This window comes from Mycobacterium sp. Aquia_213, from assembly GCF_026625985.1.
In the GTDB taxonomy this organism is placed as follows: domain Bacteria; phylum Actinomycetota; class Actinomycetes; order Mycobacteriales; family Mycobacteriaceae; genus Mycobacterium.
This window is the reverse complement of sequence record NZ_CP113116.1, coordinates 5,927,167-5,951,739: the sequence shown is the minus strand read 5'-3', so window position 1 is coordinate 5,951,739 and position 24,573 is coordinate 5,927,167. Positions and strand designations below refer to the sequence as shown.

The 24,573-nt window shown below is 65.8% G+C and carries 23 protein-coding genes; 9 read left to right on the top strand and 14 right to left on the bottom strand.

Going from position 1 to position 24,573, the window contains the following annotated elements:
• Positions 1-99 precede the first annotated feature (99 nt).
• The gene (gene leuS / locus LMQ14_RS27865) at positions 100-3,006 is read left to right on the top strand and encodes a leucine--tRNA ligase (RefSeq protein WP_267732805.1); all 2,907 of its coding nucleotides are present in this window, start codon (positions 100-102) and stop codon (positions 3,004-3,006) included.
• A 7-nt stretch (positions 3,007-3,013) separates the two neighbouring features.
• Here leuS and LMQ14_RS27860 read toward each other — a convergent pair whose 3' ends face one another.
• The 14 genes from LMQ14_RS27860 to LMQ14_RS27795 all read right to left on the bottom strand — a co-directional run bounded on the left by LMQ14_RS27860 (position 3,014) and on the right by LMQ14_RS27795 (position 16,952).
• Positions 3,014-3,685, bottom strand: a complete 672-nt coding sequence (locus LMQ14_RS27860) for an SDR family oxidoreductase (protein WP_267732804.1) — start codon at positions 3,683-3,685, stop codon at positions 3,014-3,016.
• Between the two features lie 48 nt (positions 3,686-3,733).
• Positions 3,734-4,240 carry a MarR family winged helix-turn-helix transcriptional regulator gene (locus LMQ14_RS27855; protein ID WP_267732803.1) on the bottom strand — a complete coding sequence of 169 codons (507 nt, stop codon included), beginning with the start codon at positions 4,238-4,240 and terminating at the stop codon, positions 3,734-3,736.
• Between the two features lie 64 nt (positions 4,241-4,304).
• Positions 4,305-5,054, bottom strand: coding sequence for an amino acid ABC transporter ATP-binding protein (locus LMQ14_RS27850; RefSeq protein ID WP_267732802.1), 750 nt, complete (start codon positions 5,052-5,054; stop codon positions 4,305-4,307).
• Complete coding sequence (locus LMQ14_RS27845) at positions 5,051-6,859, bottom strand: ABC transporter substrate-binding protein/permease (RefSeq protein ID WP_267732801.1); 1,809 nt, start codon at positions 6,857-6,859, stop codon at positions 5,051-5,053. The genes LMQ14_RS27850 and LMQ14_RS27845 overlap by 4 nt, the downstream gene beginning before the upstream one ends.
• Before the next feature lie 49 nt (positions 6,860-6,908).
• On the bottom strand, positions 6,909-7,649 hold the full coding sequence (locus LMQ14_RS27840) for a GntR family transcriptional regulator (RefSeq protein WP_267732800.1): 741 nt from the start codon (positions 7,647-7,649) through the stop codon (positions 6,909-6,911).
• A gap of 119 nt (positions 7,650-7,768) precedes the next feature.
• A complete protein-coding gene (locus tag LMQ14_RS27835) occupies positions 7,769-8,575 on the bottom strand; it encodes an LLM class F420-dependent oxidoreductase (RefSeq protein ID WP_267732799.1) in 807 nt (268 codons plus the stop codon).
• Positions 8,576-8,601: 26 nt separating this feature from the next.
• Positions 8,602-9,519: an alpha/beta fold hydrolase gene (locus LMQ14_RS27830; protein WP_267732798.1), complete on the bottom strand. Its 918-nt coding sequence runs from the start codon at positions 9,517-9,519 to the stop codon at positions 8,602-8,604.
• An 11-nt stretch (positions 9,520-9,530) separates the two neighbouring features.
• Positions 9,531-10,748 (bottom strand): DUF1214 domain-containing protein, encoded by a 1,218-nt coding sequence (locus tag LMQ14_RS27825; RefSeq protein WP_267732797.1) that lies wholly within the window; start codon positions 10,746-10,748, stop codon positions 9,531-9,533.
• A gap of 2 nt (positions 10,749-10,750) precedes the next feature.
• Entirely contained in the window at positions 10,751-11,551 is an 801-nt protein-coding gene (locus LMQ14_RS27820; protein WP_267732796.1) for a sugar phosphate isomerase/epimerase family protein, read from the bottom strand.
• A gap of 4 nt (positions 11,552-11,555) precedes the next feature.
• On the bottom strand, positions 11,556-12,725 hold the full coding sequence (locus LMQ14_RS27815) for a sulfotransferase family protein (protein ID WP_267732795.1): 1,170 nt from the start codon (positions 12,723-12,725) through the stop codon (positions 11,556-11,558).
• Positions 12,722-13,849 carry an LLM class flavin-dependent oxidoreductase gene (locus LMQ14_RS27810; RefSeq protein ID WP_267732794.1) on the bottom strand — a complete coding sequence of 376 codons (1,128 nt, stop codon included), beginning with the start codon at positions 13,847-13,849 and terminating at the stop codon, positions 12,722-12,724. The genes LMQ14_RS27815 and LMQ14_RS27810 overlap by 4 nt, the downstream gene beginning before the upstream one ends.
• Before the next feature lie 302 nt (positions 13,850-14,151).
• On the bottom strand, positions 14,152-15,249 hold the full coding sequence (locus LMQ14_RS27805) for an inositol-3-phosphate synthase (protein WP_267732793.1): 1,098 nt from the start codon (positions 15,247-15,249) through the stop codon (positions 14,152-14,154).
• A 64-nt stretch (positions 15,250-15,313) separates the two neighbouring features.
• Positions 15,314-15,856 carry a PadR family transcriptional regulator gene (locus LMQ14_RS27800; RefSeq protein WP_267732792.1) on the bottom strand — a complete coding sequence of 181 codons (543 nt, stop codon included), beginning with the start codon at positions 15,854-15,856 and terminating at the stop codon, positions 15,314-15,316.
• A gap of 220 nt (positions 15,857-16,076) precedes the next feature.
• Positions 16,077-16,952, bottom strand: coding sequence for a DUF1707 SHOCT-like domain-containing protein (locus LMQ14_RS27795; RefSeq protein ID WP_267732791.1), 876 nt, complete (start codon positions 16,950-16,952; stop codon positions 16,077-16,079).
• 100 nt (positions 16,953-17,052) lie between these two features.
• Between LMQ14_RS27795 and LMQ14_RS27790 the strand changes: the two genes are divergently transcribed.
• From LMQ14_RS27790 to rplI, 8 genes are all read left to right on the top strand, one after another.
• Complete coding sequence (locus tag LMQ14_RS27790; protein WP_267732790.1) at positions 17,053-17,478, top strand: DUF5318 domain-containing protein; 426 nt, start codon at positions 17,053-17,055, stop codon at positions 17,476-17,478.
• Positions 17,471-20,026: a transglycosylase domain-containing protein gene (locus tag LMQ14_RS27785; protein WP_420714582.1), complete on the top strand. Its 2,556-nt coding sequence runs from the start codon at positions 17,471-17,473 to the stop codon at positions 20,024-20,026. Before LMQ14_RS27790 ends, LMQ14_RS27785 begins: the two co-directional genes overlap by 8 nt.
• Positions 20,023-21,675: a glycosyltransferase family 87 protein gene (locus LMQ14_RS27780; RefSeq protein WP_267732788.1), complete on the top strand. Its 1,653-nt coding sequence runs from the start codon at positions 20,023-20,025 to the stop codon at positions 21,673-21,675. The genes LMQ14_RS27785 and LMQ14_RS27780 overlap by 4 nt, the downstream gene beginning before the upstream one ends.
• Complete coding sequence (locus tag LMQ14_RS27775) at positions 21,672-22,313, top strand: DJ-1/PfpI family protein (protein WP_267732787.1); 642 nt, start codon at positions 21,672-21,674, stop codon at positions 22,311-22,313. The genes LMQ14_RS27780 and LMQ14_RS27775 overlap by 4 nt, the downstream gene beginning before the upstream one ends.
• A gap of 154 nt (positions 22,314-22,467) precedes the next feature.
• A complete protein-coding gene (gene rpsF / locus LMQ14_RS27770) occupies positions 22,468-22,758 on the top strand; it encodes a 30S ribosomal protein S6 (protein WP_085222192.1) in 291 nt (96 codons plus the stop codon).
• A gap of 115 nt (positions 22,759-22,873) precedes the next feature.
• The gene (locus LMQ14_RS27765) at positions 22,874-23,395 is read left to right on the top strand and encodes a single-stranded DNA-binding protein (RefSeq protein WP_267732786.1); all 522 of its coding nucleotides are present in this window, start codon (positions 22,874-22,876) and stop codon (positions 23,393-23,395) included.
• Between the two features lie 55 nt (positions 23,396-23,450).
• Positions 23,451-23,705 (top strand): 30S ribosomal protein S18, encoded by a 255-nt coding sequence (rpsR, locus tag LMQ14_RS27760; protein WP_066819628.1) that lies wholly within the window; start codon positions 23,451-23,453, stop codon positions 23,703-23,705.
• A 30-nt stretch (positions 23,706-23,735) separates the two neighbouring features.
• Positions 23,736-24,194, top strand: a complete 459-nt coding sequence (gene rplI, locus LMQ14_RS27755; RefSeq protein WP_267732785.1) for a 50S ribosomal protein L9 — start codon at positions 23,736-23,738, stop codon at positions 24,192-24,194.
• Positions 24,195-24,573 lie beyond the last annotated feature (379 nt).

Here is a 24,573-nt window from a genome sequence, read left to right as displayed (position 1 = left end):
CGAAATAGAGATGGGATGAACCCCTGATCTCTGCGCAACGCAACCTTTACCAACCTGTGGCCGACAAGTCCGCCAAGATCCTCCTTATACGCTGTTCAGGTGACCCAATCGCCGACCGCCTCGTCTCGGAGCAACCCTGCGGGTGCCCAGACGGAGTCCGACGCGCCCCCATTCCGTTACACCGCGGAGCTGGCCGGACGTATCGAGGGCACCTGGCAGGAGAACTGGGCGCGGCTGGGGACATTCAATGTGCCCAACCCGGTGGGGTCGTTGGCGCCGACGGACGGCGCCCCGGTGCCCGACGACAAATTGTTCGTGCAGGACATGTTCCCGTATCCATCGGGTGACGGGCTGCACGTTGGGCACCCTTTGGGCTACATCGCGACCGACGTATACGCCCGCTACTTCCGGATGATCGGCCGTAATGTACTGCACGCCTTGGGTTTTGATGCATTTGGGTTGCCCGCCGAGCAATATGCGGTGCAAACCGGCACCCATCCGCGCACTCGGACCGAGGCCAACATCGTCAATTTCCGCCGGCAGTTGGGCCGGCTGGGCCTCGGGCACGACAGTCGGCGGTCCTTCTCGACCACCGACGTCGAGTTCTACAAGTGGACGCAATGGATCTTCCTGCAGATCTACAACGCGTGGTTCGACACCGCGGCCGCCAAGGCTCGTCCGATCGGCGAGCTGATCGCCGAATTCGATTCCGGTGCCCGCCGTCTCGGCGATGGCCGGGACTGGGCGACGTTGTCGGCAGGGGAGCGCGCCGACGTGATCGACGGCCACCGGCTGGTGTACCGGGCCGACTCGATGGTGAACTGGTGCCCCGGGCTGGGAACGGTGCTGGCCAACGAAGAGGTCACCTCCGACGGCCGTAGCGACCGCGGCAACTTCCCGGTGTTCCGGAAACGGTTGCGGCAGTGGATGATGCGTATCACCGCGTACTCCGACCGGCTGCTCGATGACCTGGACTTGCTGGACTGGCCCGACAAGGTCAAGTCCATGCAGCGCAACTGGATTGGCCGTTCCACCGGCGCCGAGGCGCTGTTCTCGGCGACTACGACGCGTGGTGACATCGTCGACATCGATGTGTTCACCACGCGCCCCGACACCTTATTCGGCGCAACCTATCTGGTGCTGGCTCCCGAGCACGACCTGGTGGACGAGCTCGTTGCCGATGCCTGGCCGGACGGTGTCGACTCCAGTTGGACGTACGGTGCCGCGACACCTGTTGAAGCCGTCGCGGCTTATCGGCGCGCTATCGGCGCGAAGTCGGACCTCGAGCGCCAGGAGAGCAAGGAGAAGACCGGCGTCTTCCTGGGCAGCTACGCGACCAATCCGGCCAACGGTAAACCGGTGCCGATCTTCATCGCCGACTACGTATTGGTGGGCTACGGCACCGGCGCCATTATGGCGGTGCCGGGCCACGACCAGCGGGACTGGGACTTTGCCAGCGCGTTCCAGCTGCCGATCGTGGAAGTCATTGCCGGCGGGGATATTTCGGAATCCGCTTACTCGGCCGACGGCGTGCTGGTGAACTCCGGATACCTCGACGGCATGGATGTCGCAGCGGCCAAAGAAGCCATCACCGCCCGCCTGGAGTCCGAGGGCCGCGGCCGGTCGCGGATCGAATTCAAGCTGCGGGATTGGCTTTTCGCGCGCCAGCGGTACTGGGGTGAACCATTCCCCATCGTCTTCGACAGCGACGGGCGCCCGCATGCGCTGAACGAGGCCGCGCTCCCGGTGGAGCTGCCCGACATCGCGGACTATTCACCGGTGCTGTTCGATCCCGACGACGCGGACAGTGAGCCGTCGCCGCCGTTGGGCAAGGCAACCGACTGGGTGCACGTCGAGCTGGATCTGGGTGACGGCTTGAAGCCCTACAGCCGCGACACCAATGTGATGCCGCAGTGGGCCGGGAGCTCCTGGTACGAGCTGCGCTACACCGATCCGCATAACTCAGAACGGTTCTGTGCCAAGGAAAACGAGGCGTACTGGATGGGCCCTCGGCCGGCCGAGCATGGTCCGCAGGATCCCGGTGGCGTCGACTTGTACGTCGGGGGTGCCGAGCACGCGGTGCTGCACCTGCTGTACTGCAGGTTCTGGCACAAGGTCCTCTACGACCTGGGTCACGTCAGTTCGCGGGAGCCGTACCGCCGGCTGGTCAACCAGGGCTACATCCAGGCGTTCGCCTACACCGATTCCCGCGGGTCCTATGTCGCGGCCGATGAGGTGATCGAGCGGGACAGCAAGTTCTTCTATCCGGGACCTGACGGCGAGATCGAAGTCTTTCAGGAATTCGGGAAAATCGGTAAGAGCCTGAAGAATTCGATCTCGCCCGACACAATCTGCGACGACTACGGTGCGGACACCCTGCGGGTCTACGAGATGTCGATGGGCCCGATCGAGGCCTCTCGGCCCTGGGCGACCAAGGACGTCATCGGCGCGTACCGCTTCTTGCAGCGAGTCTGGCGGCTGGTGGTCGACGAGAGCACCGGCGAATCGCGGGTTGCCGACGCCGCCCAGGAGCTGGACACCGAGACGCTGCGGGTGCTGCACCGCACCGTCGAGGGTGTCGCGGAAGATTATGCGGCCCTGCGCAATAACACCGCGGCGGCCAAGCTGATCGAGTACACCAACCATCTCACCAAAGAGCATCGCGACGCGGTGCCCCGCGCCGCGGTCGAGCCGCTGGTGCTGATGCTGGCACCGCTGGCCCCCCACCTGGCCGAGGAGCTGTGGTCGCGGTTGGGGCACACCACGTCGTTGGCGCACGGCCCATTCCCGCAAGCCGACCCCGCGTATCTCGTCGACGACACCGTCGAGTATCCGGTGCAGGTCAACGGCAAGGTGCGGGGACGCGTGGTGGTAGCCGCCAACGCCGATGACGACACCCTGAAGGCCGCCGCACTGGCTGATGAAAAGGTGCAGGCGTTCCTGGCCGGAGCCACTCCCCGCAAGGTCATCGTGGTTGCCGGCCGGCTGGTCAACCTGGTCGTCTGAAACCCGTCTAGCGCCGTCCCGGCCGCAGCACCACCTCGTGGACGTGGCCGTCGCGCGGCGTGGCCACCGCTTGGGCGACCGCCGCGGCGACGGTTTCGGGCCGCAAGAAGTTGGCGGCGTCGTACTCACCGCCTTCGAATGCGACGAGTTCGCGCTGCATCTCGGTGTCGGTGCGGCCCGGAAATATCGTGGTGACCCGCAGGCCCGGCTCGTCGGTGCGCAGCGAGTCGGCGAACGCGCGCAATGCGAACTTGCTGGCCGAATAGGACGCCATACCCGGCGAGACGGTACGCCCCGCCCCGGAGTTGATGAACACCACCTGACCGCGGGCGCTGCGCAGGGCGGGGAGCAGCTCCAGGGTAAGAGCCACCGCCCCAAAGACATTCACACCGAAGGTGGCGCGCCATTCGTCGACGTGGGACTCGGCGACCCGGCCCGGGACGGACACCCCCGCGGTATGCACCAGCACGTCGAGCTCGTCCACGATTTCGCAAGTGGCCTCGATCTCGTCGATGTCGGTCAAGTCCAGCGGGAAGGTGGTGGCGCCGAGCCGGTCCGCGACGGCGTCGAGCCGGGCCGAGGGCCGGCCGGCCAGCAGCAGCGTATGCGTCGGGGCCAGCGCTGTGGCGATGGCGGAACCGATACCGCCGCCGGCGCCGGTGATGAGTGCGGATGGCATGGCGCTCAGTCTACGGACGTCACCAATGCCGTTGGAAAACAGGTACTTTCACGCGCGCTTGCGGGCGGGGGATTCGCCTCCGGCGGGGCCCGATGTCGGCTCGCCCGAGGCCAGGCGCTCCAGCGGTGCCAGGGCTTTGGTCAGCATGTTCAGGTCGGACTCGGGGAGTTGGCTGAGCATCGCGGCCAGGGCAGCGCGCCGGTTAGCCAGCGACTCGGCATGGACGGCCCGGCCGCGCGGCGTGATGTCGACCAGTACGGCCCGCAAGTCGGACGGGTCGCGAGAACGCTTCACCAGTCCGATCTTCTCCAGCCGGCGGATGGCCACGGTCGTGGTGGGGGTCCGCACCCGTTCGTGCGCGGCCAGATCCGTCATCCGGATCGGGCCTTGATCGAGCAGGGTGACCAGGATCGACAGCTGCGCCAAGGTCAATTCGCCCGCGACGACTCCGCTGGGGTCACCGCGACGCAGTATCGAAAACAGTTTGGACAGCGCGCGGTGCAAGCCTTCCGCAAGCTCGGTCACGTCGGCTGCGGTGGAGTCGCTGTCCGCCATAAGTCGGCAGTCTAACCCGATATGGGTGGCGTACAAGGTAGCTACGGCGACTATTTCTAGCCCGTCAAAGCACTTGGGACAGGAATCGTTGCAGTCGGTCGGTCTTAGCCGCTTCGAATATCTGCTCTGGTGGCCCGGATTCCACGACCTTGCCGTGATCCATGAACACCACGGTGTCCGACGTCGACCGGGCGAAACCCATTTCGTGCGTGACCACGATCATCGTCATACCACCGGCCCCGAGGTCGGCGATGAGCTGCAAGGCTCCCTTGACCATCTCCGGATCCAGCGCGGAAGTCGCCTCGTCGAAGAACATCACCTGCGGCGCCATGGCCAGCGCGCGGGCGATCGCGACCCGTTGCTGTTGGCCACCGGACAGCATGCCGGGGCGGGCACCGGCCTTGTGCTTCAGGCCAACTCGCTCCAGCTGGGTCAGCGCGAGTTCCTTGGCCGCGTCCGCGGACAGCCCGCGCAACTTGTGTGGGCCCAGCGCCACGTTCTTGAGGATGCTCAGATGCGGGAACAGGTTGTAGTGCTGGAACACCATGCCGATGCGCTGACGGAGTTCGTCGGGATCGTCGTCCAGCACCGACTGTCCGTCGAGCAGGATGTCGCCTGTGTCGGGTTCGTGGAGTCGATTCAGGGCGCGCAGCAGCGTCGACTTGCCGGAGCCGGACGGTCCGATGACCGCCACCGTGGTCCCCGCGGGGGCTTGGAAAGTGACGCCGCGCAGCACCTTGTTCCCGCCGAGCGTTTTGTGAATGTCCCTGGCTTCCAACGAGACTGATGCCCGCGCTGCGGTGTCGGCGGTCATATCATCCCCTGGCCGATCGTGGAGGTGACCATGGTGGCCGAATCGTCCGACTCGTCGGTGGGACTGCCGCGGCGCAGCCTTGCGTCGATGTAGTTCACCAAATGCGTTAACGGAACAGTCAATAACAGGTAGAACAGCCCCGCGGCCACCAACGGTGACAGGTTGCCGGTCTGCGCATTGAGGTCGCGGCCCACCTGAAACAACTCGCGTTGCTGGGCGACCAGGCCCAGGAAGTACACCAGCGCGGAGCCCTTCAACAACGCGATGGCCTGATTGACCAGCGCGGGCAGTACGCGCCGGATACCCTGCGGCACCACCACCAGCCGCATCGCGGCCGGATAGCTGAATCCCAGTGCGCGCGAAGCTTCCAGCTGGCCGGCATCGACGCTCTGGATTCCCGAGCGCAGGATCTCGCCGATATAGGCGGCGGCCATCAACCCCAGCGCGGCGATGCCTAACGGGTAGGGATTGTTGTCCGTCAGGCCGCCCACGAGCGGCCCGACGCCCATTCCGATGATCAGGATGATCACCACTTCAGGTAGACCACGGAAGATGTCGGTATAGATCCTTGCCGGCAAGCGAAGCCACCAGGAACCGGACATGCCGGCCATCGCCAGCACCATGCCGAGCACCAGCCCGATGACGAGGGCGCTGTTGGTCAGGATCAACGTGTTGGGCAGGCCGGTCTCGAGCAGAACGGGGATGGCTTGCTTGTAGAGGTCCCAATCCAGGAATTGGTCGCGCAATTGCGCGAGAGTGGATTTCGGCGCGACCGGGCCCACCGGCTTGTGGTGGCTCGCGGCGATCGCGGCGAAGTCCGGCAGGTGTGGAGTCGGGGCGGCTTTCGATCCGGGCTTCCAGCCCGGTGGCAGCGGTCGCGGGACCCACTCGGAATAAAGCTGCGCCCACGTGCCGTCGGCGATCACAGCGTCCAGCCCGGCGTTCAGCGCATTGATCAGCGGCAGATTCTCGTTGGCCACCGGATAGGCGACGAAGTGACCCGGCGTGAAGGCGTTGGCAACCACCTCCGCGGGGTCTCCCGGCTTCATCAGATTGGATGCCAGCGCTGCCGGTGCCACCCAGGCATCGAGCTGGTGTGTCTTGAGGCTGCCGTACACGGTGGCGAAGCCGGGATACTTGACCGGTTGCAGGTGCAGGGTGTCGACGACGTAGTGCTCCTCGACGGTGCCCTGGACGACTCCGATACGTTGCCCCTCGGTGAGATCACTGAAGCTCTTGATCGGCGACCCGGGGGGCACCACCAGCGCGTAGTAGCCGAAGTCGTAGCCGTTGGTAAATCCGACGGTGCGACGCCGGGCGGCGGTGGCTTGTACCGAGGCCGCGCCGACGTCGAAGCGCCGGGATGCCACCTGGGCCAGCAGCGCGGAGAAATCCGTACTGACGAAACGGATTTGCAGGCCTATCTTTTGCGCGATCGCGCGCAGCAGCTGATTGTCGAAACCGGTGAATATGCCGGTGGCGTCGACGCAGACGGATGGCGGGGCATCCGACAGGGTGCCGACAGTCAGAACACCGGGCGCGCTCAAGCCCAGGGCGCCGAGATCTATCGCATGGAGCGATTCGACCGTCGCGGTCGTGTTGTCTTCGTCGCGACCGACGCCGCCCTCGACGGTGGTGAGATCCTTGGGTAAGGGTCGCGCGCTACCCACCCCGGCCGGCGCGCACTGATTCCTATCGGCGAACGCGGGCCCGGCCAGCACCAGGCCGCACACGATCAAAATCGTGGCGGCCAGTCCGAACAGCTTGGCTCCGCGCTTCGCGCGCGGGCCTTCGCACGAGTTCATCACCGTCACCGTATCGACCGGGCGGCAACTCGTCACGGCGAGAGCCGATTTAGACCGCCATCGACGTCTCTCCGCAGACGGCCTCGGACCCCGCCAGTATCGGAACCGGGCCGGAAACAACCTGGCGGGCGTCGTCGGGTGCGGCAAAAACCCTGCGCCGGAACAATTCGGCCAACATGGTCTGCGCCATCAGGTAGGCGCGGCCGACGCACGCCGCCCGCGCGGCGTCCGGGTCGCGCCGCTGGATTGCCGACGTTTCGTCCTCGTAGTAGGGCAGCACGTCGTCGCGATTGTTCTGGTAGCTCATCCAGAACGCGTGGGGGATGAGGTCCTGCGAGGCACGGATGGTGGCGTGCAGGCGCGGCCCGGCGTACTCGTCGTTGACGGTCTGCCGGTACTCCGCGGCGAGTTCGGCGAAGACCCGGGAATCCTTCGCGGTGCGCAGGGCGCGCATCAGCGCGTCGAGCTGCCCGAGGATCCGCGGCGTCGGATTGCTTGCGGCGCGCGCCGAGGCGATGCCGTTGAGCAGGCCGTCGAGCTCGTGATGCTCGAGCACGCAGGCTTCGTCGAACCGCTCGACGAACGCGCCCCGGTGATAGCGGGTCGACACGATGCCGTCGTGCTCGAGTTGAATCAGGGCCTCTTGGATCGGGACACGACTGACGCCCAAGCCGACCGCAATTTCGTTCCGGTCGACCCGGTCGCCGCTGCGCAGCTTCCCCGTCAGCACCAGGTTGAGGATGTGGTTGACAACCTGGTCCTTCTCTTTGACGCCATATTTCTTCGGCATGAGTCTCTTTCGCGTCTGTTCAGCTCCGCACCAGCGATCAGCGGTGGAAGTTTCTCATGACTTCGCGCCCTCGAAAAGGTGTTTGCCGGATGAATTGAAGGCGAACCCAAAATGACGGCCTATCCCTTGTCGCGCCAGCGGCACAATGCCTCGGCCGCGGTGAGGTCGTAATCGGGACCGTTGACGCCGACCGTCAGCAGCGTCACCCCCAGCCCGGTAAGGCCCTCGGCGTTGGCGATCAACCCGGCGACGCCCTCGCCGCGGCGAACGCCGCTGTTGTCCTCCACGCCGGCCGACCTCTCGATCGTGGACGGGTCGCGCCCGACGGCGGCGCAATGTTCTTCCAGCACGGCCGCGGCGGCCGGGTAGGTATCGACGGTGGTGAAGCCGTGCCAGATGTCGCCGTACTGGGCAACCAGTCGCAGGGTCTTCCGCGGACCCTTGCCGCCGATCAGTATCGGGATGTCGCGGGTCGGTGGGGGATTGAGCTTGGTCAGCCGCGACGTGATCCGGGGGAATGCGGCGGCCAGGTCGTCGAGGCGGCTACCCGCGGTGCCGAATTCGTAGCCGTACTCGTCGTAGTCCTTTTCTTTCCAACCGGATCCGATGCCCAGGATCAACCGGCCCTCGGAGATGTGGTCGACGGTGCGCGCCATGTCGGCCAGCAGCTCCGGATTGCGATACGAGTTGCATGTCACCAGCGCGCCGAACTCGATACGCGATGTCTGCTCGGCCCAGGCCGCCAGCACGGTCCAGCATTCGAAATGCGCGCCGTCGGGATCGCCGTAGAGCGGGAAGAAGTGATCCCAGGTGAATGCGACGTCGACCCCGATGTCCTCGCAGCGGCGCACGGCGTCGCGGATGGGGCGATATTCGGGGGCGTGCTGAGGCTGCAGTTGTACGCCGATGCGAACGGGATGGGTCATCAGACCACCGTAGGAGCCGCAGACTCTCAGCGTGCGCCGAGGACCCCGTTCAAAAGGTCGATCAGCACACGGGGCTGATCGCTTTGCACCGAGTGCCCGGAGTTCTCGACGACGTGCGCCTGTCGGAAATGCGTTGCGCGCTTGGTGAGTTCGGCCGCGTCGTCGTCGGTGACGAACGGCGACGAGCCGCCGCGCACCAGGGTGACGGGTGCGGTCAACGCGTCGACGTCATTCCACAGATCACCGAAGTCGGGGATCTTGCGGATGCTGTCGTAGCGCCACGCCCAGTTGCCGTTCTCGAGTCGGCGGGAGTTATGAAACACGCCCCGGCGCAGTGCCTTGACTTCGCGGTGTGGTGCCGCGGCGACGGTCGCGTCCAGCATGGCCTGGAAGCTGGGGAACTCGCGTTCGCCCTGTACCAGCGCGACCGTGCCCTGTTGCTCGGTGGTCAGCTCGGCGTAGCGATGCAACGCCGACGGGGTGACGTCGACGAGGACGAGTTCGCGCACCAGCTCCGGTGCGATCGCACCGACCCGGATTCCGGTCAGCCCGCCCAACGACATGCCAACCACGAGATCGGCATTGGGTGCGAAGTCGCGGAGCACCGGTGCCACGGCGTCGGCGTTGTGCTGCGGTGAGTAGTCGCCGTCTTCGCGCCAGCCCGAATGGCCATGGCCGGGCAGGTCCACGGCCAGCGCCGGCACACCGAGGCCGACGACGACGGTGTCCCAGGTGTGGGCGTTCTGCCCGCCGCCGTGCAGAAAGACGATCCGCGGGGGAGTGCCGCCGCCCCAGCGCAGCGTGCTGACTCTGCCGTTGGGCGTGTCAACTTCGATTCGCTCCACGTCGGGCAGCGGACCCGCAACGCCGGCCTGCTCCGCGTTCTCGGACAGCAGCGAGAATTCGGACAGCCCGGCCAGTTCGTCTTCGGAGATCTCGGTCACGACCTTTGACACTAGAGGACGTAACGGCGCCGAATACCGTGGAATCGTTCCCACATCGCTGAGTTGCGCTCCGCGGCGCTCACCATGACGGTGTCGGGCGGAAGCACGCGCGCGATGTCGTCGTGTTTGACGACGTGCGAGTCCAGCACGGCGGGTTCGCCGTCGAGCATGTGACGGTAGGTCAGGTTCCCGCGCTCGAAGCCCTGGGTGTCCAGCCAGTTGTGGACATTCGGATCACGATGCGCCATGACCAGACGGATGCGCCCGTCGCCGTCGGTTTTGGTGCGGCTCGGCGTGTAGCTCACCGGGCGGTAGAGGTAGTCCATGCTGTTGAAGAAGACGCCCATGTTGGTGAACATCCAGAGCCCGGCGTGGGCGTCGAATTCGACGATCAGCGCTTCGTCGGGCGCCAGCTCCCAGTACATGTTGGCGGCGGCGCGGCCGCGCTTGCTGTCCGCGTGGGTCGCGCCGACTCCTGGAATGGTCGGAAACGCATTGGGATGCTCGGCGTCGACACCGCCGTAGGTGAACGGAAACTCCGGCCAGTCGGACATCAGGCCGGTGACGAAGTTGCCGGCCCATTGCATCGCCTCGACCATGATTTCGGGGCTGGGCAGCGGTTTGGCTGCGGACATGTCGACCCGCTCGATCCGCATCTGCGCCGGCAGCTCGTCCCAGCGGTCGAAACCCTGGCGGATGAACAGCTTTCGCGATTGCGCGGTGGTGGGTAGCCAGTTGGGCCCGCGTTCGGGCCCACCGATGTAGATCTCGAATGCACCGTCGTCGCCGACGCTGATCTGCGCGCCGAACAGGTTGGCCTCCGGGGTGTCACCGAACGGCTCGTGCAGTACACCGGGCCCGGGCACCCGCGCACCCTGGACGGTGACGTTGAAAAAACGTGCAGTGCCGCGATTTCCGGACAATCGATAGGTCGACTGCCCGTCGATCCAGACCTGTTGGTAGGTGAAGTCGGCGCAGTCGCCACCGAGCTTGCGGGTCGGACCGCAGAACGTGTGCAGCACCGGGTAGCCGGTGTCGCGGGTTTCGAGCGACAGATCGAAAGCCTGGCCCAGGTTCTGCGTCAGGAAGCGGAACGCGTCCACCCGTTGCGCGCCCGATGCGGCGTTGGCGTCTTTGAAGACCTGCTCGCCCGCTCGCTGCAGCTGCCCACAGAACTCGGACCACGCCGAGCGCAGCGCCGCGTCGTCCGGGCCATCGCCGAAAGCCATTGTCACACAACCAATCTGTCGAGCATTGCCCCGACGACGGCGCAGGCGCGCCGGGCCGATTCCAGACGGCCCTCCTGCTCGATTCGGGGTCCGATCAGTTCCAGGTCGAAACCGTGCGAGTAGCCATTCGCCAGAGCGTGAGCGACGAATCTCTCGATCGGAATCGTGCCGTCGCCGGGAACCGCCCGGCCCGGCAGCGCACGATCGCCGAGCACGTAGTCGCTGAGCTGGATGAGCTCGGTCCGCGGCAGGGCGCGCTGCACCATCTCCTCGAAATCGCCTTCCGCCCAACTGTGAAACACGTCGATGCAGACACCCAGCCCGCTCATCTCGGCCAGCGTAACGGTGTCGCGCAGGGTATGGGCGAGATGCAGGTCGGCGTACAGGCTGGAGGCGTTCTCGACGGCCAGCGCCACACCGGCCTGCCGGGCGTGCGCGACGCAGGGGGCGATCATCGCGGCGAACCGGTCGGCGGCCTGGTGCCAGGTGAGGGTGTCCCGGCCGCCGGTGAGCAGGTAGACCATCCGCGCGTCGGCGCCGGCCGCGGCGTCGATCACCGGCATCAGCGCATTCCGCGCGGCCTGCGGGTCGGAGGTCAGCCGGCCGCCGGCGAACAGGTGATAGACCGCCTCTACGGTATAAGCGTTGCGCTGCAGCAGCTTTGGAAACTCGGGATCGAGCAGCTGGCTGTCCAGGATGCTTAACCGGGATACGCCCAGCGTTGCCCAGTACGCTTCCAGCTCGGCCAGCGCGGCACCGTAGAACGTGACGTTGTGCACGGACAGGCGCTGGTGGGCCGGCATCGCGTCAGCCCCGGTTCTCGATCGAGACGCCGAATCGCTCACGGAATGGCCGGAATTCCTCGTGCAAATCGTCGAGGTTTTCGCCGATGTCGACCAACAGCTGCGTGGAGTAGCGGAACTTGCCGTACCGGTCGCCGCGATTGTTGGCCAGATACTCGCGCATCGCGGATTCGGCTTCGGGGGTGACCTCCCGGCCGCAGAACCGGTAGTAGCGCTGCACGGTTCCGACCTGATCGGCGACGAAATCGGTGTAGCGGACATGAAGGATGCTCGGATCGTCCACCAGTGGATTGGTCATCGTGTTGGCGACACCGGCGCGGGTCAACTCCAGATGCATTTTCGCCAGCGCGTGCAGGTCGACCGGACCGACCATGCCCTTGGCGATATCGGCCATCATCATGGTGCGCGATGCCGCGACCTGTACCGGGTCGCGGTGCAGCCAGACCAGCTTGGCATCGGGGTAAGCAGCGAACATCTCTTGCAGCCGGAAGCCATGAAAACCTTTCAGCACCCAGTACTTTCGTGGCCGGCTGTATTGGAGCTGTTGCAGCATGGCCTTGTGTAGCCGGTACTGCGCGGCCGAATCGGTGGCCAGACCGCCGACCAGTGACTGCATCGGCACCCGCCACCATGCCGTCGGTGTCATGACCCGGAAGTCGAACGCCCAGGTGCGTTCGTCCTCGGGCAGGCCGTTGCCCAGCATGTCGTTGTAGGGGTGGCTGTGCAGCCATTTGGGCATCTTCGCGTTGATCTCGCGCCAGTCGGCGTCGGCCCGTTCGCGGCGGGAGTCGTCCGGTGCGGCCAATCCCGGCGGCGGTGACGGGTACATCACCTCCCAGAAGCGCAGCGCCCGCGCGTGCGGATCGACGGACATCAGTGCGTGCATCAGCGTTGTCCCCGAACGCGGTTCGCCGGTCACGAACATCGGCGTCTCGATCACTTCGCTGCCGATCGGGTAGCGGTTGCGGTCCTCGATGAATTCCAGCCGCGATGTCAGCAACCAGCGGCACACTTGCGCGGCTTCGCGGGTTCCGTCGGCGTCCATGCCGAGGCTGTTCAGATGGTCGGCGGCGACGGCGAAGCGCTCGGGCAACGTGGGGTCGCCGTAGTCGTGCAATCCGGTTTCGGCCTCGGCGGCACGCAACAACTCGGCTGCGTCCAGTTGAACGCTCACGACAGATCTCCGCACAGCTGCAGCAGTTCATCTTCTGCCGCAAGCACATTCGCCGCCGAAGTGGCGGCGTAGTTCAGGCCGGCCATGGCGCCGTAGTCGAGGATCTTCGGCACCCGCAAACCCGCGTCCACGTAGGTCTTGATGATCTTCGCAACCTGTCGGGGTGTGCCGTGCGGCACGACCGCAAGCAGCATCTCGGGTTGGACGGCAGCCAGGAACGCCTGGATTCGTTCGCGGGTGAGCACCGCGGGGTCGATGTCTTGGAATCCTCGCCAACTCTGGCCCATCGGGTGCTCAAACCCGAAGCCACGCAATGTCTCTGCCGACACCTGCAGCAGGAATGCCTTGACCAGCGGCGCCTGCAGGATCTCGGCCAACGCGTCTTCACTCGCGCCGATCAGGCAGATCTGCATGAAGCCCGGCGTAATCGCCAGCGGATCGCGGCCGGCACGCTCGGCGGATGCCCTTACCGCCGAAAGCATCTCGGCGTAGTGCTCCGGGGTCCAAGCCCCGGCGGGCCACCATCCGTCGGCGTGGCGGCCGGCGATGTCGAGCATGCGCGGACCGCTGGCGCCGATCCAGATCTGCGGGAATCGGCCTTGATACGGCTCGGAGTCCAAGCGCGCGTGGTGCAGCGAGTAGAACTGCCCCTCGAAGTCGACGGGGCCGTCGCTGTCCCAGAGCAGCCGGATCACCGTCAGCGCTTCCTCGAAACGGCTGACCGGTCGGGAGAAGTCGAAGCCGTACGGCAGCGTGTTCTCACTCTCGCCGCTGCCCAGGCCGAGGATGAATCGCCCCTTGGCGAGATGGTCGATGGTCAGCGCGGTCTGGGCGAGCAGCGAGGGGTGGCGTCGCACCGTGTCGACCACCGCGCTCACCAGCGGAACCCGCTCGGTCAGCACGGCGGCCGCGGCCGCTACCGATAGGCCGTCGAGATGGCGATGCGGCGACGGTGACGCGGTGGCGAGATCGGTGAATTCGGGCGTCCAGATCGAGTCCGGCCAAAAGCTGACCATGTGATCCGGCAGCCAGATCGAGTGATAGCGGCCGCCGTCGAGCTCCGCGAGGCGGGACATGTCGAGGGGCAGGGTCGTGCGCAAGAACGCGGCGGGCTGAACTTTCATCCGTGACTAGGCCTGACTCGTCGATGGAAGGGTGCTCCGCGTAATGCTAAGCGACTGCACAGCACGCCTTGCATTGAGTGTGCATTCCCGGTTTCGAGTGTGCGGCCAGGGCAGCAAAATCGGGATATTTCAACCGTGAGCGCACACGCGAAACCGTCAGCGCATGCCCGCACAAAAAAGAGTGTGCGGCGAGGTCGCAGTTTCGTGTTGAAACGCGACCTCACCGCACACTCAATGAGTGAACCGAATTGCCCGGTGCATCCGGTTCGGCAGCCCGCCGCGTGGCGGCGCGCTCGGTGGAACTAGTCCGCAGCGATGAACTGCTCGAGCTGAGTGCGCGCGATGTCGTCGGGCAGCTGCTGCGGCGGGCTCTTCATCAGGTAGGCCGACGCCGGGATGACCGGACCGCCGATACCGCGGTCCTTGGCGATCTTGGCCGCCCGCACTGCGTCGATGATGACGCCCGCCGAGTTCGGCGAGTCCCACACCTCGAGCTTGTACTCCAGGTTCAGCGGCACGTCACCGAACGCACGGCCTTCCAGCCGTACATAGGCCCATTTGCGGTCGTCGAGCCAGCCCACGTGATCGGACGGGCCGATGTGCACGTCCTTGGTCTTGAACTCGCGCTGCAGGTTGGAGGTCACGGCCTGCGTCTTGGAGATTTTCTTGGACTCCAGCCGCTCACGCTCGAGCATGTTGAGGAAGTCCATGTTGCCGCCGACGTTGAGCTGCATGGTGCGGTCCAACTGCACGCCGCGGTCCTCGAACAGCTTGGCCATCACGCGGTGCGTGATCGTCGCGCCGACCTGGCTCTTGATGTCGTCACCGACGATCGGGACACCGGCGTCGGTGAACTTCTTGGCCCACACGGGGTCGGAGGCGATGAACACCGGCAGCGCGTTGACGAACGCCACACCCGCGTCGATCGCGCACTGGGCGTAGAACTTGTCGGCCTCCTCGGAGCCCACCGGCAGGTAGGACACCATCACGTCGACCTTGGCGTCTTTCAGCGCCTTGACGACGTCGACGGCCTCGGTGTCGGAGATCTCGATGGTCTCGGCGTAGTACTTGCCGATGCCGTCGAGGGTCGGGCCGCGCTGCACCGTCACGTTGGTCGGCGGCACGTCGGCGATCTTGATGGTGTTGTTCTCCGACGCGAAGATCGCCTCCGAAAGGTCGAAGCCGACCTTCTTGGCGTCCACGTCGAACGCGGCGACGAACTTCACGTCGCGGACGTGGTACTTGCCGAACTTGACGTGCATCAAGCCGGGGACGGTGCTGTTCGGATCGGCGTCGTAGTAGTACTGCACGCCTTGAACCAGCGAGGATGCGCAGTTACCGACGCCGACAATGGCGACTCGTACCTCGGTCGACGCGTCTGGCGCGTTGTGCTGACTCATTAGGGCGTTCTCCTTACTCCAATTACTTATGTCTTGATGTCCGGGCGGGGGTCGTGCGAGGGGTCTACGTCTGTTCGGTGAGTCCGGGTGCCGCACGCTCGGCGGCGATGAGCTCGTTGAGCCACTTGACTTCACGCTCACTGGACTCGAGCCCGAGTTGGTGCAGCTGGCGCGTGTAGCGGTCGAGTGAGTTGCTGGCCCGCGCGATGGCGTCACGCAGACCTTCCCGGCGTTCCTCGACCTGACGGCGGCGACCTTCGAGGATCCGCATCCGGGCCTCGGCCGGCGTGCGATTGAAGAACGCCAGGTGTACTCCGAAGCCGTCGTCGGTGTAGTTGTGCGGGCCGGTATCGGCCACCAACTCGCCGAAACGCAGACGACCCTTTTCGGTCAGCTCGTAGACCCGACGGGCCCGCCGAACCGGAGTGCCGGCCGGCGCGGCGTTCTCGGCGATCAACCCGTCCGCCTGCATACGGCGCAGCGCCGGGTAGAGCGAACCGTACGAAAACGCACGGAACGCGCCGAGTAGCCCGGTCAGCCGTTTGCGCAGCTCATAGCCATGCATCGGCGATTCGATCAGGAGTCCAAGGATGGCAAGCTCCAGCATCGAGTCACCTCCTTTGCATAACTGGTTACGTCCTGCCGACGCGTCGCGTAATAGTATCGCCTCGATATATTTGCCACAACACTACCGAGTGTTGGCATGTCGTTAGTCACCCAAAATCTCGACCGATCCGGCGACCTGGACGCCAGTGACCGCGTCGCGTGGGCGAGCGTGGCGTTGAGTGTGCGGCCCCGGCAGGAAAATCGCCGCGAGAGAGCCGGCCTCAGCCGGAGGGGTAGCTCACCCGCTTGGTGGTGCCGTCACCGGCGAAATCGATCGAACCGCTGCCGTAGTCGCTGGATACGTACACCGACAGGGTCAGCGTTCCCGGGGCGGTCACGTCCTTGGCCGGTTCGATGATCAGGTATGTCGACTTGACCTCGGACGGCTTGATGCCCAGCGTCTCGGGTGCCCCGCGCATGATGCCGACTGCCGCCTTGACGTCGAACTTGCCCAGGTCGGCGGCGACGGCCTTGGCGTCGGTCTTCGGGGAGACCGTCGGGTCGTCCCAGCCGCCGCGGTAGTCGTAGTCCAGCACCCGGCGATCGTCGGCCGGGTCCGGGCGATAGATGCTGGCATAGGTCGGGTAGACGAGCAGTCGGTAACCAACGGTGTCGCCGAATTTCTTGCGGGCTTGCTCCAGCAGCCCGGTGAGTCCGCCGAGCGACTGCAGTTGCTTGGGCGGGGTCAACACCACGGCCGCGACACCGTCCGGCTTGGCGCCCGGGTCGCTGGTGAAGTTCAGCGGTGAGCTGGTGTTGCCGTACAGCCCCCAGCCGAGGCCCATGCCGAACAGCACCGACACCACCAACGCGGCGATCGCGATGCCCCGCGCGCGAACTGCGGGCACCGCCCTCGACTTTGCCGCGCGCAGCCGCGTCGGTGTGCTGCCCTGGAGATCCGACACCAGGACCTTCAGGTCACCCAACGTCACGGCATTGGTGGCCTTGCTGACGCGCTCGCGGTGTTCCTCGCCGGACAGCTCTCCGTCGCTGAGCGCGTTGTCGAGCACCGCACAGGTTTCTTGTCGGTCCGTGTCCTTGGCGCGGGTCGCGGTTGTCACGCCGCCGCCGAGTGGTGCTCCCAGCCATTTCGCCATGGGGATGATCGTAGAAGTCACCTGTTGTTACCGCGGCGCACCGGTGCCGACAGCCTCGGTTGCGTATCGGCGGTGCCGACGGCGACGTACTCTGGTCAACGTGCGACTGCAGCGACAGGTGGTGGACTACGCGCTTCGGCGGCGCTCACTGCTGGCCGAGGTGTACTCGGGCCGCACGGGTGTGACCGAGGTCTGTGACGCCAACCCGTATTTGCTGCGCGCCGCGAAGTTTCACGGCAAAACCAGTCAGGTGATGTGCCCGATCTGCCGAAAGGAGCAGCTCACTCTGGTGTCGTGGGTGTTCGGCGATCACCTGGGTGCGGTATCGGGTTCGGCCCGCACCGCAGAAGAGCTGGTCATGCTGGCGGTGAAGTTCACGGAGTTCTCGGTTCACGTGGTCGAGGTGTGCCGAACCTGCAGCTGGAATCACCTAGTCAAGTCGTATGTGCTCGGCGCGGAACGCCCACCCAAGGGAACCCGCGGCCCGCGGACGGCACGCAACGGCGCCCGCACGGCCATTGAATAACGAAGGGCGCCACGATCAGTCGCCCGATGACCCGAGCAGGTCCGCGACTGAGCGTATGAGCAAGGAACCCAACGCCGATCGCCCGGACGATTCCAATCGACCGGCGCATCGTGCCGACGCCGGGACCCGTCGCCGGGTTCCGCCCGACGATCGGCAGACGACGATCCTGCCGGCGGTCGTCGACGACCGGTCTCCGCTGCGGTCCGACCCCATCGACGAGGTCAAGGCCGCGTTGGGCGGATCCTCGACAAAGCCCCGGGACGCGCTCGAGGAGGTGAAGGCCGCCCTCGACGGCCGGGCCACCCCGCCGCGGGGAGACCGCCCGCTGTCCGGTCGCCCACCGGAAGGGCCTCCGCCACCACCGCCACCGCGACGCCCCGGCGGACCGGGCGGCCCCGACGGGCCAAGTCACCGGGCTCCCGGGCCAAGGGTCAACTGGGTCGAGCAGATCAACTGGCGGTGGGTGCGCCGCGGCGCTTACCTGTCCGCCGCGGTCCTGGTGCTGTTGCCGATCGTCACCTTCGCGATGGCGTACTTCATCGTCGACATTCCCAAGCCGGGCAACATCCGCACCAACCAGGTTTCGACCATCCTGGCCAGCGACGGCTCGGAGATGGCGAAAATCGTTCCCCCTGAAGGCAATCGGGTCGACGTCAACATCAGCCAGGTGCCGGTGCATGTGCGTCAGGCCGTCATCGCGGCCGAGGACCGCAACTTCTACTCGAATCCGGGGTTTGACTTCACTGGCTTCGCCCGCGCGGTGGAGAACAATCTCTTCGGCAACGGCGATCTGCAGGGCGGGTCGACGATTACGCAGCAATACGTGAAGAACGCGCTCGTCGGCTCCGCGCAGCACGGGTTCGCCGGCCTGCTGCGTAAGGCCAAGGAACTGGTCATCGCCACCAAGATGTCGGGGGAGTGGTCCAAAGACGAAGTGCTGCAGGCCTACCTGAACATCATCTACTTCGGGCGGGGCGCCTACGGGATTTCGGCGGCGTCCAAGGCGTACTTCGACAAGCCCACCGACCAGCTGACCGTCTCCGAGGGGGCGCTGTTGGCGGCGCTAATCCGCCGGCCGTCCTCGCTGGACCCGGCCGTGGATCCCAAGGGCGCCGAGGCCCGGTGGAACTGGGTGCTGGACGGCATGGTGGAAACAAAGGCGTTGTCGGCGAGCGATCGTGCGGCACAGCAATTTCCCCAGACCGTCCCGCCCGATCAGGCCCGCGCGCAGAACCAGACCACCGGCCCCAATGGCCTGATCGAACGTCAGGTCACCAAAGAGCTGATGGAGTTGTTCAACATTGACGAGCAGACCCTGAACACTCAGGGCCTGCAGGTCACCACCACGATCGACCCGAAGGCCCAGCAGGCCGCGGAGAAGGCCGTCTCGAAATACCTTGACGGACAAGACCCCGACATGCGCTCGGCCGTGGTGTCCATCGACCCGCACACCGGCGCGATCCGCGCCTATTACGGAGGCTCGGACGCCAACGGCTTCGACTTCGCTCAGGCCGGTCTGCAGACCGGATCGTCGTTCAAGGTGTTCGCGTTGGTGGCCGCCCTGCAGCAGGGCATCGGGCTGGGCTACCAGGTCGACAGCTCGCCGCTCACGGTCGACGGCATCAAGATCACCAACGTTGACGGCGAAAATTGCGGCACCTGCAATATCGCCGAGGCGCTGAAGATGTCGCTGAACACGGCCTACTACCGGCTGATGCTCAAGCTCAAGAACGGTCCGGCGGCCGTCGCCGACGCCGCGCATCAGGCCGGCATCGCCAAGAGTTTCCCCGGCGTGGCGCACACCCTGTCCGAAGATGGCAAGGGCGGCCCGCCGAACAACGGAATTGTGCTGGGCCAGTACCAGACTCGGCCCGTCGACATGGCCTCGGCGTATGCCACGCTGGCCGCTTCCGGTGTGTACCACCCGCCGCACCTGGTGCAAAAGGTCGTCAACGCCGAGGGCCAAGTGCTTTTCGACGCCGGCAACTCGGACAAGGGCGCCGACCAACGCATCGATAAGGCGGTCGCCGACAACACCACCGCGGCGATGCAACCGATCGCCTCCTACTCGCGCGGCCACGCCCTCTCGGGTGGCCGGGCCTCGGCGTCCAAGACCGGCACTGTCCAGCTCGGCGACACCCAAGCCAACAAGGACGCGTGGATGGTCGGATACACCCCGTCCCTGTCGACGGCGGTGTGGGTGGGAACCGTCCCGGACAATGTGCCGCTGGTAACCGCTTCGGGCGCAGAGGTTTACGGCTCGGGGCTGCCGTCGGATATCTGGAAGTCGACGATGGACGGTGCGCTGAAGGGCAGCCCCAACGAGACCTTCCCCAAGCCGGCCGAGATCGGTGGCTATGCGGGGGTACCTGCCCCGCCGCCTCCGCCGCCGCAGGTGACCGTCATCCAGCCCACGATCGAAGTCGCTCCGGGCATCACCATCCCGGTGGGCCCACCGACGACGATCACCGGGGCGCCGCCCCCGCCACCGGGACAGGCGCCACCGCCGGAACCGGCCGCCCCGCCATTCGGGCAACCGCCACCGTGACCGGCGCTGCACAGGAGAGCGCCACCATTTCACCGCGGACGCTGGCCGAGGATCTGCGGAGCGCGGACAACCGCGATTGCCCTAGCCGCACAGACTCTTTGGGCGCCGCATTCGCCGATGCCATCGGCGGACCGGTGGGCCGGCACGCGCTGATCGGTCGCACTCGGCTGATGACGCCGCTGCGGGTGATGTTTGTAATCGCGCTGGTGTTCATGGCGCTGGGCTGGTCGACGAAGGCGGCGTGCCTGCAGAGCAGCGGTACCGGACCCGGGGATCAGCGCGTCGCCAATTGGGACAACCAGCGCGCCTACTACGAGTTGTGCTACTCGGACACGGTGCCGCTGTACGGCGCGGAGTTGTTGAACAAGGGCATGTTTCCGTACAAGTCGAGCTGGATCGAAACCGACTCCAGTGGCACCCCGCAGACAACGTACGACGGCAAGCCCGCGGTGCGCTACATGGAGTATCCGGTATTGACCGGGCTGTACCAGTACGCATCGATGGCGCTGGCCAAGACCTACACCACGCTGAGCAAGCTGGCGCCGCTTCCGGTGATCGCCGAGGTGGTGGTGTTCTTCGACATCGCCGCATTCGGGCTGGCGCTGGCCTGGCTGGCGACCGTGTGGGCCACCGCGGGCCTGTCCGGCCGCCGGATCTGGGACGCGGCCCTGGTGGCCGGCTCGCCGCTGCTGATCTTTCAGATCTTCACCAATTTCGATGCGCTGGCAACGGGATTCGCGATGGCCGGGCTGCTGTCCTGGGCGCGACGTAAGCCGGTGCTGGCCGGGGTGCTGATCGGGCTGGGCGCGGCCGCCAAGATGTATCCCTTGCTGTTCCTGGGCCCGATGCTGGTGCTGGCCATCCGAACCGGGCGCTATCGCGCGCTGGCACGCACCGCCGCCGTGGTCGCGGTGACCTGGCTTTTGGTCAATCTGCCCGTGCTGGTGAAGTTTCCGCGGGGCTGGTCGGAGTTCTTCCGGCTCAATGCCCGGCGTGGCGACGACATGGATTCGGTGTACAACGTCGTCAAGTCGTTCACCGGCTGGCCCGGGTTCGATCCCAAGCTCGGCTTCTGGGAGCCACCCACGGTGCTCAACGCCGTTGTCGCGGTGTCATTCGTAATCTGTTGTGCGGCAATCACTTATATCGCGCTTGCCGCCCCGCAGCGGCCACGGGTGGCACAGCTTCTGTTCCTGGTCGTCGCCGCGTTCCTGTTGACCAACAAGGTGTGGAGCCCGCAGTTCTCGCTGTGGTTGGTGCCGCTTGCGGTGCTGGCATTGCCACACCGCCGGGTCCTGCTGGCGTGGATGACGATCGACGCACTGGTGTGGGTGCCGCGGATGTACTACCTGTACGGCAACCCGAATCGCTCGCTGCCGGCGCAGTTTTTCACCACGACGGTGTTGCTGCGTGACATTGCCGTCGTGGCGTTGTGCGCGTTGGTGATCCGCCAGATCTACCGGCCCGACGAGGACTTGGTGCGTTGGGACGGCCGGGTGGACGATCCGGCCGGCGGGCCGTTCGACCGCGCCCCCGATGCGCCGCCAGGCTGGTTGCCGGACTGGCTGCGTCCGGCCCGGTCACGACGGCCGGCCGCACCGGTACCCACGCCCGACACCGAAATGGCTACCGCACAAGGACAACCATGACCCTGGTCGCTATCCCGTTGTTCCCGCGTTTCACCGCGCTCGACGCCGTCGGGCCCTACGAAGTGCTGCAACGCATTCCATCGATCGATGTGGTGTTCGTCGGGCACCAACGCGGCGAGGTCCGCACGGAGAACGGCATGCTCGGCGTCGCCTGCGACGCCAGTTTCGACGAAATCAGCGCGCCCGACGTGGTGGTGGTGCCCGGAGGCATCGGAACCCGCAAGTTGATTCACGACGAGCCGATCCGCGACTGGCTGCAGGCGATACATCCGACCACCACGTTCACCACCTCGGTGTGCACGGGTGCGCTGCTGCTGGCCGCCGCGGGACTGCTCGACGGGCTCACCGCGACCACGCATTGGCGCGCCGCCGATCTGCTCAACGAGTTGGGCGCGCGCTACGTACCCGACCGGGTCGTCGAGCACCTGCCGCAGCGCATCATCACCGCCGCCGGGGTGTCCAGCGGCATCGACATGGCCCTGCGGCTGACCGAGCTCCTGGTCGATCGCGTGGCCGCGCAGGCCGCTCAGCTGATCATCGAATACGACCCGCAGCCGCCATTCGACTCCGGCTCGCTCGCCAAGGCCGACGCGGCGACCAAGGCACGGGCGGACGAATACGGGCGAGCCCGCCAATAGCTGGGTACTGGGACTGCTATTCGGCACCCGGTAGCCGCATGGATTTCGCCGCTCAGCACCTGTTCCGGTACCCTGGGGCGGTTGCCGACGCAGGCGACTCTCCTGCCACGGATCGCCCGTGGCCGCTTAGACCAGAGGAGGTGGTGAGGTTTCCATGCGTCCATACGAAATCATGGTCATTCTTGACCCCACGCTCGACGAACGTACCGTTGCCCCGTCATTGGAGACGTTCCTCAACGTCGTCCGTAAAGACGGCGGATCCGTCGACAAGGTGGACATCTGGGGGAAGCGCCGGCTGGCCTACGAGATCGCCAAGCACGCCGAAGGCATCTATGTAGTCGTCGACCTCAAGGCGGCACCGGCCACGGTGTCCGAGCTCGACCGTCAGCTGAGCCTCAACGAGTCGGTGTTGCGCACCAAGGTGATGCGCACCGACAAGCACTAAGTCGGGTAGCGAGCACGCTGCCCGTCGTCAGCGCCTATGCGTAGGCTCAGCGAGAACATGCTCATGACCGTTTACCGTCCCCGGGCGAGAGCCAGGATGGATCCAGGAGGACACAGTGGCTGGTGACACCACTATCACCGTCGTCGGAAACCTGACCGCCGACCCCGAACTGCGGTTCACGCCGTCGGGTGCCGCCGTCGCGAATTTCACCGTGGCGTCGACCCCCCGGATCTTTGACCGGCAGAGCAGTGAGTGGAAAGACGGCGAGGCGCTGTTCTTGCGGTGCAACATCTGGCGCGAGGCTGCCGAGAACGTCGCCGAGAGCCTCACCCGCGGGTCGCGGGTGATCGTCACCGGACGGCTCAAGCAGCGCTCGTTCGAAACCCGGGAGGGCGAGAAGCGCACCGTCTTCGAGGTCGAGGTCGATGAGATCGGGCCCTCGCTGCGTTACGCCACCGCCAAGGTAAACAAAGCCAGCCGCAGTGGCGGCGGAGGCGGCGGCTTCGGTAGCGGCGGAGGCGGCGGATCCCGCCAGGCGCCCCCGGCACAGGCCAGCAGTGCGCCCGCCGACGACCCGTGGGGCAGCGCCCCGGCATCGGGCTCGTTCGCCGGCGGCGACGAAGAACCGCCGTTCTGACGTCGACCACCGGCAAAACACACAAGACAACTAGCAAACGGAAAGAAAGAAACACATGCCCAAGTCCACGAAACGGCGCCCGGCTCCGGAAAAGCCGATCAAGACACGGAAATGCGTCTTCTGCTCCAAGAAGGGCCAGTCGATCGACTACAAGGACACCACCCTGCTGCGCACGTACATCAGCGAGCGCGGCAAGATCCGGGCGCGTCGTGTCACCGGTAACTGCGTGCAGCACCAGCGCGACATTGCGATCGCGGTGAAGAACGCCCGCGAGGTGGCCCTGCTGCCCTTCACTTCGTCGGCGCGATAACCGCCGAACCCAACCGAAAGTACGAATACGATGAAGCTGATTCTGACGGCCGACGTGGACCATCTCGGTACCGTCGGCGAGACTGTCGAGGTCAAGGACGGTTACGGCCGTAACTTCCTCCTTCCGCGCGGCCTGGCGATCGTCGCCTCGCGCGGCGCACAGAAGCAGGCCGACGACATCCGCCGGGCCCGCGAGACGAAGGTTGTGCGCGATCTGGGGCACGCCAACGAGATCAAGACGGCGATCGAGGCGCTCGGTCCGGTCGCGCTGCCGGTCAAGACCGCGGCCGATTCCGGCAAGTTGTTCGGCTCGGTGACCGCCGGGGATGTCGCCGCAGCAATCAAGAAGGCCGGCGGCCCGAATCTCGACAAGCGCATTATTCGGTTGCCCAAGTCGCATATCAAGGCGGTCGGTACGCATTCGGTCGCGGTGCATCTGCACCCCGAGATCAATGTCGACGTGGCGCTCAACGTCGTCGCGGATAGCTAACTCAGCACCGATTCTTCACGTCCGGCGGCTGCCCCAAATCGGCGGCCGCCGGATTTTGTTGTGTCCTCAGCGCGTCAAAGGGTTGCCCTGTGGATGGGCAGGCGTGGTCGGGCTGGCGAACTATTTGGGTGACGTTGCCGAGTGGACCCCTTAACCCCCTCGTAACGCGGCGAAAATATGGCCGAAAGCCAACACGCCCGGGGCAGTAACCTGCGACGACACGCCGAAGAGATTCTTCTCCACACCAATTCACCGGTCGTGTACGACCCTTATCTGCAGGGATGTCGCAGCGCCGCGTTTTGTTCCACAGGTTCTCCACAACCCACTCAACACAGGTGTCGATGGATATGCACACACGATGCACAGCCTTATGAACAGC